11 protein-coding genes and 1 pseudogene are annotated in these 15,500 nt (G+C 45.1%); 5 read left to right on the top strand and 7 right to left on the bottom strand.

The annotated features are described in order from the left end of the window. Window positions 1–224 (top strand): annotated as a pseudogene (locus AAFP11_RS21555) (hypothetical protein); the annotation flags it as partial. Between the two features lie 62 nt (window positions 225–286). Here AAFP11_RS21555 and AAFP11_RS21560 read toward each other — a convergent pair. From AAFP11_RS21560 to AAFP11_RS21575, 4 genes are all read right to left on the bottom strand, one after another. Continuing rightward, window positions 287–991 (bottom strand): glycoside hydrolase family protein, encoded by a 705-nt coding sequence (locus tag AAFP11_RS21560; protein WP_341738941.1) that lies wholly within the window; start codon window positions 989–991, stop codon window positions 287–289. Window positions 992–1,569: 578 nt separating this feature from the next. Beyond that, entirely contained in the window at window positions 1,570–1,722 is a 153-nt protein-coding gene (locus AAFP11_RS21565; protein ID WP_341738916.1) for a hypothetical protein, read from the bottom strand. Between the two features lie 216 nt (window positions 1,723–1,938). Continuing rightward, window positions 1,939–2,637: an SGNH/GDSL hydrolase family protein gene (locus AAFP11_RS21570; RefSeq protein ID WP_341738917.1), complete on the bottom strand. Its 699-nt coding sequence runs from the start codon at window positions 2,635–2,637 to the stop codon at window positions 1,939–1,941. Window positions 2,638–2,891: 254 nt separating this feature from the next. Beyond that, window positions 2,892–3,431, bottom strand: a complete 540-nt coding sequence (locus AAFP11_RS21575) for a cyclic nucleotide-binding domain-containing protein (protein WP_341738918.1) — start codon at window positions 3,429–3,431, stop codon at window positions 2,892–2,894. A gap of 434 nt (window positions 3,432–3,865) precedes the next feature. Between AAFP11_RS21575 and AAFP11_RS21580 the strand changes: the two genes are divergently transcribed. From AAFP11_RS21580 to AAFP11_RS21590, 3 genes are all read left to right on the top strand, one after another. Then, window positions 3,866–4,969 carry a hypothetical protein gene (locus AAFP11_RS21580; RefSeq protein WP_341738919.1) on the top strand — a complete coding sequence of 368 codons (1,104 nt, stop codon included), beginning with the start codon at window positions 3,866–3,868 and terminating at the stop codon, window positions 4,967–4,969. A gap of 277 nt (window positions 4,970–5,246) precedes the next feature. Continuing rightward, window positions 5,247–8,474: an AAA family ATPase gene (locus AAFP11_RS21585; protein ID WP_341738920.1), complete on the top strand. Its 3,228-nt coding sequence runs from the start codon at window positions 5,247–5,249 to the stop codon at window positions 8,472–8,474. 328 nt (window positions 8,475–8,802) lie between these two features. Further along, window positions 8,803–10,674: an adenylate/guanylate cyclase domain-containing protein gene (locus tag AAFP11_RS21590; RefSeq protein ID WP_341738921.1), complete on the top strand. Its 1,872-nt coding sequence runs from the start codon at window positions 8,803–8,805 to the stop codon at window positions 10,672–10,674. Between the two features lie 167 nt (window positions 10,675–10,841). On the opposite strand, the gene AAFP11_RS21595 is transcribed toward AAFP11_RS21590, so the two are convergent. The 3 genes from AAFP11_RS21595 to AAFP11_RS21605 are packed head-to-tail and all read right to left on the bottom strand — an operon-like array spanning window position 10,842 to window position 13,066. After that, window positions 10,842–11,612: a YebC/PmpR family DNA-binding transcriptional regulator gene (locus AAFP11_RS21595; RefSeq protein WP_341738922.1), complete on the bottom strand. Its 771-nt coding sequence runs from the start codon at window positions 11,610–11,612 to the stop codon at window positions 10,842–10,844. A gap of 50 nt (window positions 11,613–11,662) precedes the next feature. Then, entirely contained in the window at window positions 11,663–12,301 is a 639-nt protein-coding gene (locus tag AAFP11_RS21600) for a histidine phosphatase family protein (protein ID WP_341738923.1), read from the bottom strand. A gap of 60 nt (window positions 12,302–12,361) precedes the next feature. Then, complete coding sequence (locus AAFP11_RS21605; RefSeq protein ID WP_341738924.1) at window positions 12,362–13,066, bottom strand: SAM-dependent methyltransferase; 705 nt, start codon at window positions 13,064–13,066, stop codon at window positions 12,362–12,364. 207 nt (window positions 13,067–13,273) lie between these two features. Between AAFP11_RS21605 and AAFP11_RS21610 the strand changes: the two genes are divergently transcribed. Beyond that, entirely contained in the window at window positions 13,274–15,109 is a 1,836-nt protein-coding gene (locus tag AAFP11_RS21610) for a polysaccharide biosynthesis/export family protein (RefSeq protein ID WP_341738925.1), read from the top strand. Window positions 15,110–15,500 lie beyond the last annotated feature (391 nt).

Genomic DNA, 15,500 nt, shown 5'->3' on the forward strand with positions numbered 1-15,500 from the left:
AACGCACAGGTAAAAGCTACTGTTTTCGGGGCTTAGCGCTGCACAACAACGTCATTAATATCACAGTAGCCACTGAAATTGCTCCCCAAACAGCACAGAAAACTGAGTGGAAATTGGAGCCGGGAAGCCCAATTAATTTTGACAAACTTTATCCGCTGTCAGCAGGACCAGGATTAGAATTGTACAAATGTTTGACAGCATTTTTACCAAAATTGAACTATTAGTTATTAGCGAAGGAGCCGGAATGAATATGAATCACAAATAACCAATAACCAATAACTATTAACTAAGAACCAGCATTTTTCAACTCTTCATCGAGCATTTTCCTGTAAACTTTCGGCAAACTAGAACTCATTGAATTGTTTTCAATGCCATATCCCAAACTCGTCCAAGTTCCCGACAACATCCGCAAAACCTCAGTTAATTTGTCTTCCTTCAACATCTGTGAAATATCAGCTTTCCAAAATTGGCGATCGCTCAACCAAGCATAAACCACCGCATCTTGATATTCCGGCTCAAAACTGTAATCTTGCCAAACAATAAAATTAGCAGGGCGCGGGTGATAGCGCTGAGCTTTATCTTTCCAAGTCGAACTCAAAAATTGATACCTGCCCGCAGCCGTAGTACATTTGCCGCGATTGGGACCATTCACAATCTTGACGCACCAATCAGGATGATGGCTCAAATCTAACAGGTATTTACCACCGTAAACAACGTGATAAGGTCGAGAAACATTGGATTCGCTAGCAGAAATAGTTCGCATCAGTGCCCGAAGGTAAGGATCGCCAGATTTCATAGCCAAAGGCGGGATTTTGATCCCATCAGTTGCGGGGGATAAAAACGGCTGATTTCCCCGAAAATTGACCGCCAAAAAAACAGCGCCACCAATCACCACAGCGATTATCAGTAAAAATCCGAGAATTTGAATTTCTGACTGTCTCAATAAATTGATTCTTTGATGCTGGAGTTTTTTAGCTTGCAACAAAGTCATTTCCAGTTCGACAATTTCGGTCAATTTTTGAGCAGCCCGCATTTGGCGGACTCGGAAATCGTGTTGATATAGGGGTGCTGCTAATAGTGTTAAACTTGACAAAGCGGCGGCTAGTTTGATGAGCCAAAAATCGAATTCACCGGCGATCGCCACATTGGTTAGAGTAGATATTCCTGTGAATAATTGGCGTGGATCGATGGAGTGTGCGGGCCAATAAAAAATCGCCATTTGCACCAGCAGGGACAGATTAAAGGCCAGAAAAATGACTACTAGAGCATTCAAGCCTTCCCGCAGGTGCTGGCGCATCCCCGTATGTCGGCGCTGGAACTTGCGCCCCCGGAGAAAGCTGGCGGAAACCAGAGTGATGAGGGGATTTAAGATTGTGGTGGCAAAAAAGTGAGCAACAAAGAACAAAGGCAACTGAATCAGCCAAGCGGTTAGCAGTAAACTCAGGAAGCCCCTATCATCGTTAACCAGAGGAATGCCCCTGTTGACTACAAAGCTAAAACTCTGAGCCAGAGCAAATGCCCTTAACCACGAAATCGGATAGGGGAACCAAGCTGGCCACTGGAGAGTTTTCATGCTGGGAGAGTGAAATCAAAACGGCGAAGGGTGGAACTAAATTGTGAAACCATTAAGATTTTGCCAGATTTGGCGATCGTATTCCCAAAATAGCAATTCCGATTATTCGTTGGCTGCGGCGGGTCGATCCAATTTTTGGTTGGTGACATAGATGATTGTTGAAACCAGCCCCTACAGGTATCCTAGGGGCTAGTTTAGTGCAATACCTAGATTTAGCCCAAAAAATGCACAGCTAACTGTCCACAGCCAGCCAGGAGAGGGAAGCGAAGTAATAATTTCAATAAATACACTCACTATGAATAGCCACAATCATGGTGTAATCAATCCACATTAAATACCCCATTTTGGGCTGCGGAATCTGCGGTTTATAGCGGAGATTTTAAAATATTTAATAACACTTTTCTGTAGATATCTAAACCTTTGGTATTCAGGTGAACTCCATCAATTGTTAAATCTTGATTTAGTTCCTTCTGGTTAAATAATGCTTGTATTCCTTGAGATTCCACAGGAAGTTTTTCCGCAGCCGCTACTTGATTTATGAGAACATTAATTTCGTCAACTCTCGAAATTGTTCCTGCTAATTTAGGATTGTAGCTGGCGGCAAGTGTGGAGTAAAAAGCAGGAATCAGAATAATCTTTTTAGTGCCTATAGAACGCAATTTGGCGATCGCCTCTTGCAAATTATGGACAAACTGCTCATCACTAATGCCGTACATAGCATCATTTGTGCCGATCGCAATAATAGATTTTTCGCACTTAAAACCCTTTGGTACTACCAGTTGAAACTGTTCCAACAGAGAAACCGTACTCATGCCACCGATCGCAAAATTAAAGTTTTCCTCTCCCAAAGAATTGCCCAGAGCCGAAGAAATAGAATCGCCCCAGACGCACCCTAGATATTGCTTGTCTTGAATTTGCTGTACCTGATTGTACACGGCCATTTGCCACCACAGCGCCGAGCTGACAGTATCTCCCGACCCTTGGGGATTAGCTAGCACCCGAAAGGGGATGTAAACACAAACTAAGGCCAAACAGACTGAAATTAACCTAAATTTAACTTTCATAAAACTTCTTTTAGCTTATGGTATTGGCGATCGGGTCAAACCCGATCGCCAATACTATCAAGAGCGGGCGTGCATCACTAATGAACTTAATTGAAGCTATTATTGCAGTAGTCAGAGGGGGTTCCCCATTACCCTGTACTCACCTAACTGAGAAAGGCTATAGACATCTCCCAAAAAGCTTCTGAAGCAGAGGCTGTCTGGCTTGTTTCACTATAATTATGGGAGATGTCTAGTTGGGATTGGTGAAAATTGTTTCAATTTCCTCTTAAACGGTGCAAGAGGGATTTAAATCTCGATTGGGCTAAATCGGCATTTTCTAACGTTTGGGAGATGGGGAGTTCGTCCTGTGGTTGTTGATATACTAGGTCATTGGTATCTTCGCCTAAACGCTTTACAGTACCACGCAATCTGGATGATAAAAATTTGGTAATGGCGCGATAAAATCGCAGGGAAAATAGTACGTCTTGTTCGAGTTTTTCGGTTAGTAGACGTCTAGAAATTGATAGGATTAGGCATTCTTCTTGGGCGATGACACTAGCAGATGGCAGTCTTCCGTCTACAAAGGACATTTCGCCTAGGACTTCGCCGGAAATAATTGTCCCAATTTGTTTGTTGCCTAGGGATGAGGCAAATACGCTCAAAGTGCCATCGAGTACGATATATAGTGCTTCTAAGGGTTTGCCTTCGGTGATGAGTGTGGTGCCGGCTTTGATTTGGGTGCGCTTCCCGTTAGCAACCATCCAATCAATGTCCCGATCGCTCAATTCCCCTAATATAATTAAAACTTTGCTCATAAAATCAGGTTGAGATTAGATAGTATGTAGACCAATTGTTAACTGTGGATGCTGCCTAGACGGTTTTGAACTCTGGCTGTCTATTGGTTTCCCGCTAGTGTGGCCAGACTTGCCGGATTTTTCCCTGTGCCTGTCGGTGCTGCTACTCACTACAAGATTCTATCTTGGTCTTACCCGCGATCGACTCTGTACTCTGGTAACGACACAGCTTTTGTATAAAATCTTCCCTGGGATTGATTTTTGGTCGATCGGCAAATTATAATAAAACCGACAACTGATAGACACTCAAAGAAGTGTATCGGCTGGAGAGTTGACTCTTCAAAGGTTAAGTGGCAATGTAGGAACAAGACCACTCAGATTTTTGTCAAGTTTAAACAAAGCTCTCGACTTTATCTCTGATACACTTTTAACACACCATTGATTGAGGAGAATCTGTGAATAATCTATTTTCCAGGTCTACTTTCGCCTTAGTAAATCTTGCCGCTTTGGCTGTTTGTTGCAGTACCCTGTCAGTTAAAGCTGAAACTGGCAACTTGCCAGATACCGCCACATCAGCAAGTTTGCCCTCTCAAAACATCCCTGAACTTTCCGAAGCCGTTGCGACTGCGGCGGTTAAAACCGATGCAGTAACAACTGCTAGTAATAAACAAATTGATTCTATAAGTTCTCTACAACCAGATGGGGGAGTCAAATCTGAGTTAGTACCAGAGACAGCAACTTCGGAATCATCCACCAATGTGCAAGCATCTGCCATGGCACCAGCCACATCAGATGTGGCAAATGCGGAAATCCCGGCGACTGAAAATCTGGAAAATACATCTATGGCTGCTGAGACTAAAGACTCGGAACCCGCAGCTACCATCGCCGATAATAGCATTAAAGTCCAGCCTACTGCCGAAAACGCCACCAAGGGCGATCGAACTTCGGAACTGACAGCAGTCAATGCTGATAAAGAAGTCAAAACTGCCAAGGAAGTCTTGAGTCATCCTGTGAGCACTTCGGCATCGGCCTTGACAAAGGAACCGACAACTGCTAATGAAAAGCCGGAAATTGCCTCGGCACCAACTCAAAAAGTGGCTCAAGAAAACCAAGTCAGACCCGGACGCTCTACCCGTTCTGGCCCTAGCTACATCGGCATTGGCGGTAATCTAGGTTTTGGGGGAGATACAGCCTTGGGCGACACTTCCTTTGCGATTATTAGCAAAATTGGTTTGACCAACAATTTCTCGGTGAGGCCTAGTGTTTTGTTCCGGGACAACCTGACGGTTTTGATTCCTGTTACCTACGATTTTGGAGCGGGAAATGCAGTAGAAGTCAGCGATGATTTTGTGATTACTGCTGCTCCTTATGCAGGTGCTGGCGTGGCATTTTCTACCGGAGACAACAGCAATTTTGGCTTCCTGATTTCCGGGGGCGTAGATGTGCCACTGTCGAGAAATTTTACAGCAACCGCCGGGTTGAATATTGGTTTTCTGGATGGTACTGAAGTGGGATTGTTACTGGGTGTCGGTTATACGTTCCCCAATATTGCTCGATAGTTGGGCTGTTTGAGCAAATCTATAACAAGTAAGTAGGTGGTTGGCTGTAGGATTGCAGCCAACCTTTTTTTTGATTTAGGAGCGATCCCCAGAGTCGGGACTTCTTTGAGAAGTTATATCAAATCCTCTCTTCTCTTCCTTCGCGTCATGAGCACCTTCGCGGTTAAATCATTCCGATACAACCGGAATTGATATTATTCTGGATCTGGATTGAACAACTAGCCAACACCACACAAATAGTGTTACTTATAAGAGATTGTATGGCGCGATGCCTTAAATGATTCCTATACAACTGACACTCAAAAATTTTCTCAGCTATCGCGAAGCTGCTTTAGACTTTCGCGGCTTGCACACTGCTTGCATTTGCGGGCCTAACGGTGCTGGCAAATCTTCACTCTTGGAAGCGATTACCTGGGCTGTTTGGGGCTGTTGTCGCAGCGATGAAGATGAGATCATCCACATGGGCGAAATTGATGTTCGGGTTGATTTCACTTTTGCGACTGGTGGCCAAGTTTATCGGGTGATTCGCTATCGCCGCCGCGGACAATCCGGGAGTTTGGAATTTCAAGTAGCAACTAACACCCCCTTCCACGCCCTGAGTAAAGGGGGGGCGCAAGAGGAGAATTGTGCCCTTGGTAAGGGAACGCAAGCAGAATTTACTTCTTCTGGGCCGCTTACTAAGGAGGGGCTAGGAGGGGTGAATTTTCGCACGCTGACTGATAAAGGTCTGAGAATCACTCAGCAGAAAATTCTCGAATACATTAAATTAGATTACGATACTTTTATCAACTCAGCCTATCTGCGACAAGGGCGAGCTGATGAGTTTATGCTGAAAAAGCCGATCGAGCGCAAACAAGTGTTAGCAAATCTGCTCAAACTCGATCGCTACGATGCTTTATCGGAACAAGCCAAGGATAAATCCAGACAATTTAAAACTCAAGTTGAAGTGCTCAAGCAGAGTTTGCAAACCATACAAGAGCAACTGCAACAAAAAGATGCGATCGCCACAGAACAAGCCCAATTGCAGCAAACTACGACGCAATTGCAACAACAGCAGCAAATCGACACCGCACTGTTGCAGCAACTGCAACTGCAACACCACAATCGCCAAACTTGGCAAACACTCCTGGGTGGCTACCAACAACAACACAACAACATCTCTCAAGAATGCCGTCGCTTGCAGCAAGAACTCGCCGCAGCCAAACAGCAGCAAAATGAGCTGCAAGCCCTGCTAGAGCAAGAAAATGAAATTACAACCGGAATTACTTATTTCCACAGTCTACAAGCCACTGAAGAGAGTCTAGCCGGGAAATTTAAAGCTAACCAAGAGGCTCAAATTCAACGTCAAAAATTGCAAGAACAGCAGCGGCAAGAATTGAGTGTTTTGCAAGGCAGAATTCAACAATTGCAAGCTCAATTAGATGTTTTGCAACAGCAAGAAACCGAAGTGATAGAAGTTCTGAAACAGCAGCCGGAGGTGGAAAAAGGACTGGCTAAATTGCAAGTAGCCCGATCGCAACTCCAACAACTAGAACAACTGCAACTGCAAGTTTCGCCCCTACTCCAACAGCAACAACAGACACAAACTAAACTCGATCGCGCCCACGCAGGTTTAACCGCCCGCTTACAGGAAATTAACCGACAGTTGCAAGTGGAACAGCAGCAGCGACAGCCCCAATTGCAACAGGAAATTTCGGCAATTGCTAATCAAATTTTACTGTTAGAAAACAAGCGAGTTTATCAGGAGCGAGTCCGAGAAAAAGGCAGAGAAAGACACAACTTTCTGGAAAACCTGAAAGCTAAAAGCCTGGACTATCAAACTAAATTAGATGAAATCGATCGCAAACTGCAACTTTTACGGAAAGAAGAAGGCGAAAAAACTGCCGAGAAGGCTTTGCTTCGGGAAAGTCAAGCAGCGAATTTGCTGGACAATGAGCAATCTCACTCCCATTTAGTTGTGCGCGATGCCGATTTTGGGAATTGTCCTTTGTGCGATCGACCTTTAGACGAACACTACTGGAATTTGGTAGTCAAAAAACATCATACTCAACAGCAAGAAATTTGGAATCAACTCTGGGTAGTCCGCGAACAGTTAGCCGTGTCGGAACGGGAAATTCATGTCCTCAGACAGGAATTTCGCCAACTAGAAGCTGAATTAGCCCCCTATGAAGAATTGCGGGAACGGCGCGCTAATTTGCAGGCTCAATTGGAGGCACTGGGTAAAGATGAAAAACGCTTGCAAATTCTGCGAAAAGATGCTGGGGAAATAGAGCGATCGCTCCGTACTGGGGATTACGCATCCGATGAGTATGCCCAACTCCAACAAATCGAACAGCAACTGCAACAACTCAATTATAGCGATCTCAGTCACTCCCTCGTCCGCAGTGAAGAAAAGCGTTTGCGGTGGGCAGAAATTCAGCAATCTCAAATCAAAGATGCTCAACAAAAATTTAATAAAATTAAGGCCCGCCGTCCTGAATTGCAAACTCAATTAGTCGCATTGCAGCAGCAGTTAGAACAGGAAAAAAACAGTTCGCCCATACAGCAGCAAATTCTGTCTTTAGATAGATATATTGCGGAAGTTGGTTACAATTTTGAACAGCACGAACAAGTCCGCAGCGAAATGCGCCGGACGCAATTTTGGCTTCCTAGGGCCGAAAAACTGCGGGCGGCAACTCAGCAGCACCCGCAAGTGCAGCAGCGAGTTAATGAAATAGCTAGTTCGATGGCTGTGCGCGATCGAGATTTGCAAGCTGTCAGCGCTCAAATTGCGGCCATGAATAAGCAGTTGCAAGAACATCCCGATTCCAGACCACAAATAAGTGCGATCGAGCAACAAATCAGTCGCCGTCGCCAGCAGCTAGACCAACATTTGGGAAGTCTGGGACGGCTTCAGCAACAGCAGCAAAGTCTAGAAGCTTGGCAAGTTCAGCTAGTAGCTCAAAAGGAGCAAATGCAAGTTGCCAAACGCCAGCAGCGAGTTTATCAAGAGCTTGGTCAAGCCTTTGGTAAAAATGGTATTCAAGCTTTGATGATTGAAAATGTGTTGCCTCAACTAGAAGCAGAAACTAATCAAATATTATCCAGGTTGAGCGCCAATCAATTGCACGTTCAATTTATTACTCAGCGGGCTGCTGCTTCTAAAAAAGCGACTAAATTGATTGATACTTTAGATATTTTAATCGCCGATGCCCGTGGCACTCGTCCCTACGAAACTTACTCTGGTGGTGAAGCTTTTCGGATTAATTTTGCGATTCGGTTGGCCCTGGCGAGATTGTTATCTCAGCGGGCAGGAACGGCTTTGCAAATGTTGATTATTGACGAGGGATTCGGGACTCAGGATGCCGAAGGATGCGATCGACTGATTGCAGCTATTAACGCGATCGCCTCGGATTTCGCCTGCATTCTAACCGTTACCCATATGCCACACTTAAAAGAAGCTTTTCAAGCCAGAATAGAAGTTAACAAAACTGCTCGCGGTTCTTGTATCAGCTTGTCGGTGTAGAGTGATGGGCGAAGCGCACAGGATATGACAGGTTTGGAACTGCCGATCGGCTATCAAATTATGGTAAAAAAATATAAGGGAAGCCTGCGGTGTATCTGGGCAATCTTGCCAGGGAAGAGAACTGTGGATTTAAATTCCAGTGTGGGAGTAGGTTCTTAAGTTGTTGACAAAGGTGCAAAATGTCAGAAACCTCTAAATTTTAATTCCCAATTGCCCTCCGTTTTTGAGCGATCGGGGCTTTAAATTCGCAGCATAAAACGCTGAAATTAGCTGAAATTAATCGAAATCAGTGCTGCGCTATCCTAAATCCCCTATTGGCCACTCGATTATGTTGAAAAAATTACCTTTGCCCTGGTTTCGCTACATTCCAGCAGGTTTGACGCTGAGTTTGGGTATAGGGTTGTCTGTGTTTACATTTGCCATTGTGTGGAACTGGGAAAACGGGCGCTGGGACTACGAAACCCACCGTCGCATGGATGATATCTCGATCGCCCTCGAAAGGCAGCTAAACTCAGATTTAGACACTGTTCTCGCCCTCAGCGACTACATGAAAGCTTTCCGCACAGTCGATAAGTCCTCCTTTGCCCGATTTGTGGGTCGTCCCCTATCAGTCCACCCCAGTCTGCAAATCCTGGCTTGGCTACCCCGCGTCCCCGATCGCGATCGCGCCGACTACGAAGCCCAAAACCAAACCCAAAACCAGCCCAACTTCCAGATTACAGAATTAGGTCTCCAAGGACAACCAATCCCAGCCCGTCAACGTTCCGAATACTTCCCTGCTTTATACCTAGAACCCGCAGCAAGCAACAAAACTGTTTTGGGCTTTGACTTCGCCTCCCAACCACAAATCCGGGCCGCACTCTCTCGCGGGCGAGATACCGGAGAAATGGTTGTCACCAGCTACATCGGTTTAATTCAAAATAATTCCTCGGAATTAAATCTATTAGCCATAGTCCCGATTTACGAAACCAGCACCAAACCAACTACCGTCGCCTCCCGTCGCCAACTGCTGCAAGGATTTGTCATGGGAGTATTTCGAGGCAAAGATGTGTTGCAAACTTCTTTAAAAGGACGCAATACCGACTATCTGAATATTTATATCTCTAGCGAGGCTCCAGACAAGCCAGAAGCATCCTCAATTTCACGGGATAGCCGCCCCCCCGTTCGGCAAGATACACCAGCCACCAGCCAAATTAACGAATTTTCAGTGCTGTTTCAGTCCGACAGCCAACAAGTCTTGCCGGGGTCCGCCGATTTGCAACAGCAAGTCAAGTCAAACTGTCCCATTCTCAACAATCCGGGTCCAGATTATACCGCTTGCAGGAGACGCCTCAAAATTAGCGATCGCGATTGGTATGTCTACGTCTCAGCCAGTCGGGAAATTCGTAAAAGTCGAAAACACTGGCGTTCTTGGGGCACTCTCACCATGGGGATGTTATGGACTTTCATTCCCGTCACTTATATGCTGACAGCTTTGAGCCGCACTGCCCAAATCGAAAAACTAGCCCAAGAAAGAGCCCGCCAAGCTTCCCAGTTGCAGGATGCTTACAAACAGTTGGAAGCCGAACAAACAAAGTCCGATCGACTCTTGCTAAATGTGTTACCGGCAGCGATTGTCGAGCGTTTGAAGCACAACGAAAAAAATATTGCCGAAAGTTTTGGCGAAGTAACCGTCATGTTTGCTGATATTGTGGGGTTTACAGAGCTTTCTTCGAGAATTTCAGCCACGGCGGTGGTGGAAGTGCTCAACGATATTTTTTCCGCTTTTGACCACTTGGCCGATCGCCACGGTTTAGAGAAAATTAAAACTATCGGTGATGCTTACATGGTAGTCGGTGGTTTGCCTACGCCCCGAACAGATCACGCCGAGGCGATCGCAGCAATGGCGATCGATATGCTACAAGAAATTCGCCGCCTCAGTTTACAACATTCAGAACCTTTCAGCATTCGGATCGGCATTCACACCGGGCCAGTAGTAGCCGGAGTTATCGGGCTCAAAAAGTTTATTTACGATCTGTGGGGCGACACAGTAAATATTGCTTCGCGCATGGAATCCCATGGGATTACCGGCTGCATTCAAGTCACCGTAGAAACCCAAGAACTCTTAAAGGATAAGTATACTTTTCAGAAGCGTGGCGCTATTCAAATTAAAGGCAAAGGCTACATGATTACTTATTTGCTAACTGGTCCGAAAGAATAGTTATATCAAATCCGTTGACATCGGAATTATGATTTCTCTCTTCTCTTTCTCTGTGTCCTCTGTGTTCTCTGTGGTTTAATCATTCCGATACAACCGGAAACAAGATCGTTGGTTATTACCTATCGGTTATTGGTTAGTGCACCCTTCCCACTTTCCACGGCCCACTGTCAACTATCAACTGTCAACAACATCAACTCTTCCGTCATTTCAAAATTAGCAGTCACACTTTGGACATCATCCAAATCTTCCAGTGCATCCATTAACTTCAAGAGCGATCGAGCTTTTTCAGCATTGTCTATTTCCACTGTAATACTGGGAATCCAACGAATCTCTGACTGCAAAACTTGAAAACCTTTCTGTTTCAAAACCTCAGAAAGATTTTCCAAATTAGCCACAGTCGTAAACACCTCACCACCTTCCTCATCTTCATCAATAGATATCAACTCATAGGATTGAGCCTCTGCTTCTAGGGACGCTTCAAACAATTTTTCCTCATCAATAAAACCGCCTACCGTACAAACCCCTTTTTGGTCAAACATCCAGCCCACGCAGCCAGTTTCACCCAGATTCCCACCATTTTTCGTAAAAGCTTCCCGCAAGCCAGCCGCCGTGCGATTGCGATTGTCTGTCAGCGCTTCAATCAAAATAGCCACACCGCCAATACCGTAACCTTCGTAGCGGATAGCTTCTAATTCCGAACTCGCCCCAGACAAACCCGCACCTTTGGCGATCGCCCTTTCGATGTTTTCATTAGGAATACTAGCCGCCTTCGCTTTTTCAATAGCTGTTCGCAGTTGAAAATTGCCAGCCGGATCAGGTACTCCGCTGCGGGCTGCGACAATGATTTCGCGAGATATTCTAGCAAAAACTTTGCCTTTAGCGGAATCAACTCTAGCTTTTTGGCGTTTAATAGTCGCCCACTTACTGTGTCCAGACATACCGATTTGTGATTGATATTTTTTAGTGAATTTGAGGACAAATTTAAATTTTAATTAAACCGGACAAGGGTTTCAGTGTCCGTGAGGTGGGAAGTATCGCCATTAAGTTCGATCGACCATTCTCCCCCATCCCGCACCACTTTCACCAAACAACACAGAGAAGCATTAATTTCCGTCTCCATACCCCCCGCCAGTCCGATCGCAGTCCCTAACACCGACGCACCGTGACCTACTAACAGTATATCTTCAGGAAACTCAGCGACAAGGCGTCTAGCAGTTTCCCCAGCTCTTTGGAGACAAGCCTCCCCTGTTTCGGGATAATTTGGCATCCCACCTTTATAGGAAGCATCAATCCGAGGGAAACGCTCACATAAAGCATCCACACAAAGAGTTTCTGGCATTTCCGTCATCCATTCAGGATTCAGCCACTCGCACAATCCCCACTCTAATTTTAGCGACAAATCCAGGGCTTCCGCCGCGTAGTTTGCCGTTTGGACTGTTCGCAGAAAAGGAGAGGCAAAAATGTGAGAAATTCCTTCACCTTTGAGGCGGTTAGCCAATTGTTTGGCTTGAATGTGTCCATCTTCTGAAAGATAGGGATCGTAGCGGTGTTCTGCGGTGAGAAACCAGTCGGGGTTAACGAAGTCGATGCGGTTTCCGTGTCGTGCGATCCAGACTGTTTGTGGCATGAGTTGTTTTGAGTTTAGATTGTGGTGTAATATTATATCAAAGATGTAGATTTTGGAGCTTTAGGGAATTCGAGTGGAATCAAAACCAGGCTGTATTCGCAACAATTGGTCGGCTCCCTTTTGAAACTCATAGCATACATCCTGAACTTCTACTTTATATCCTTGTCCTTTTAACTCTTGGATAATTGGTGTTAGTAAAATAGAAGGTTCACCAGAAATTTTTATAACAGGAAAAATACGCACTTCCCTCGCAGTACGACACATTTCTAGAATTGATTCCAGATGAAATAATTCGGTAAAATGGTCGGAATAAGTAAACAAAAAATGACTGCATAGTGCCAAATCAAACTGGCCATTCTCAAAAGGTAATATCGGCAACTCACCAGTTACATAGCGGCGTTCCTGAATCCCTTGGGGCAAATCTTCCAAGAATTGCTGCATCGCCGCCATTCTCACTTCGCCCAAGTGGGTTGGTGACTCGATATTTGTCCACAGGTAGTCGTCTTGATTTGCCCTAACTCCATCAATCACCCTTTGATATGTTTCCTGGATGCGTTCGGCAATTTCGACCGCCGAAAATTGATAAACAGGATCGCAAGAAGTTACTTGATTACCTTGGCGAGTCATTTCTGCATTGAAGCTAGCTGGACCTCCGGCACAGTCAAGTATCTTTAACTTCCGGTCTGCCGATGTCAGGTGAAACATTCCGATATATTCGTCCAAGCAGCGACCCCAAGGAATCACTTTATCAAGCTTAAGTCCCACGTATTTTTGACTCGCAAATAAGAATAGACGATCTGGATTTTACAGCAAAGTGAGGCTACACTGGATGTGAGTTGACTTGAGATTTTAAATTTTAGATTTTAGTGAGTTCTCCCCAGATGAATGTGGAGCTTAAACTTGGGTCTAAAATTATAAACTAATTAACCGAATTGCGATCGCCCCGGAACAGACTGCAACCATAAAAAAAATATGAAACAAACCGTTAAAGGCGCTACCAGTCTTAGTTTATCGGCACTCGTGTTATTGAGCAGTTCACTACCCACTATAGCTCAGTTACCAGCCCTCAGACCCAGACCACCCCTTCCTAACCCAAATCCAGTAAGACTACCGCCACCTCCACCTCCACCTCTTCCTGGTGCTCGTGTCCCCCTCGGCAATTCCGGTTTACCCACCCAGGAATCACCTTATGTTTTAGGTTCGGGCGATCGCATTGCTTTAGATATTTTCGGTGTGCCTGAATTTAGCAAAGAATACCAAGTATTAGTTGACGGTACTCTCAATTTACCAATCATTCGTAGTGTATCAATTCAAGGGCTCACATTGCAACAAGCCGCCAGCGCCATTACCAAGCGATATGAACCCTTCATCAATGTGCCCGTTGTCACCGTAACTTTGATGGTTGCTAGACCCCTAAACATCGGGATTGCTGGTGAAATTACTCGTCCCGGTTCCTACAAGATTAATCCCTCCAGAGAAGGGGGAGGAGTCAAATTTCCCACTTTGATGGAAATGCTGCAACTTGCAAAAGGAGTCACATCCGCAGGAGATATGCGGGCCGTCCAAATCCGCCGTCCCCGCAGAGGGGGACCAGAGCAAGTTATTACTGTTAATTTGCAGGAATTTTTAGATACCGGAAATCTGCGGCAAGACGTCACTATCCGAGATGGAGATACAATTTATATACCCACAGCTAGTTCTCTCAATACTCAAGAAGTACGTCAAAGAGCCAGTGCCAATTTTTCCGCTGATATTACTAAACCAATTGGTGTGGTCATTGTCGGCGAGGTAAGTCGCCCTGGACCTTATACTATATCTGCTGCTGATTTGCGATCGACCAACCAACAAACCGAACTGGGTTTTGTTAGCATCGAGCAACAACAAGGAGCCGTGGTGGGTCTACCAACTATCACTAGAGCACTCAAAATTGCTGGCGGTATCACCACAGAAGCAGACATTCGCCGCGTGCAAATCCGCCGCCAAATCAGAGGAGGAAACGAACAAACTATCATGATAAATCTCTGGAATTTGCTGCAAAAAGGTGATGCTACCCAAGATGTTTTGCTCCAAGAAGGCGATAGCGTTATTATCCCCACCGCAACGAATGTAGACTTGACAGAAATTTCACAAATTGGCAGTAGTAGCTTCTCTCCCAACGCCATTAGCATCAATATTGTAGGCGAAGTGGTCAGACCGGGAGCTTTGTTAGTTAAACCCAGTACATCTCTCCACCAAGCTTTGCTAACTGCTGGCAGTTTCAATCAATTGCGTGCCAAAAAAGACAAGGTGGAACTGCTACGTTTGAACGCCAATGGCACTGTTTCTCGCCGCACCATAGATGTTGACTTTGCCCAGGGTTTGAATCCAAACAACAATCCCACTCTCCGCAACAATGATGTGATTCTTGTAGCGCGATCGGGCTATACTAGGGTAGCCGATAATGTCAACAGTTTCTTGCAGCCCTTCACCGGAGTTGCAGGTGTCATCAACAGCGTTAGCGGAGTTTTGAGTGGTTTTCAAACAACTATCAATACTTTTCAGAACTTATTTTTAGGCGGAGATTTCGAGCGACGCAATCAGCTTAGACAGATTCGCGAACAACGTCAAGATAGAGAACAGCAACGTGAAGACAGACAACTAGAAAGAGAGATACAACGTGAAGATAGATTACAGCAAGCCGAAGACAGAAAACTGCAACTAGAAGACAGACAGCGGCAAATAGACCTGCAAAATCAGCAACTTCAGATTCAACAACAGCAACTTCTCCTCCAAAACCAGCAGCCACAGCAAACTCAGTCTAATCCTTGATCTAGCAAGCACTTTGGCGCTTGCCATAATTGAAAAATCCCATAGCCATAATATAAAATCTGGTAGCATGGGAATTATTCATCTCTGTTATCTCCCTCTGTGTTCTCTGCGTTCTCTGTGGTTAAATCATTCCGATGCAACAGTCAATGATATAACCCAGAATTTTTCCCTAATTCTGGGTTTTTTGATCGTAAAATATGTGGGTTAAATAATCTTTTATGACTCTTCATATAAAATCCTGTCTTCATCGTCCTGTATTAAACTCTCTCTTCTCTTCCTTCGCGTCCTTAGCGCCTTCGCGGTTAAATCATTCCGATACAACCGGAATTGATATCACCCCCAGAATTAGCCAAGAGCCTATTTCCATCGCCTAATAATTTCAGATCATCTC

Source organism: Microcoleus sp. CAWBG640 (assembly GCF_020883015.1).
Classification (GTDB): Bacteria; Cyanobacteriota; Cyanobacteriia; order Cyanobacteriales; family Microcoleaceae; genus Microcoleus; species Microcoleus anatoxicus.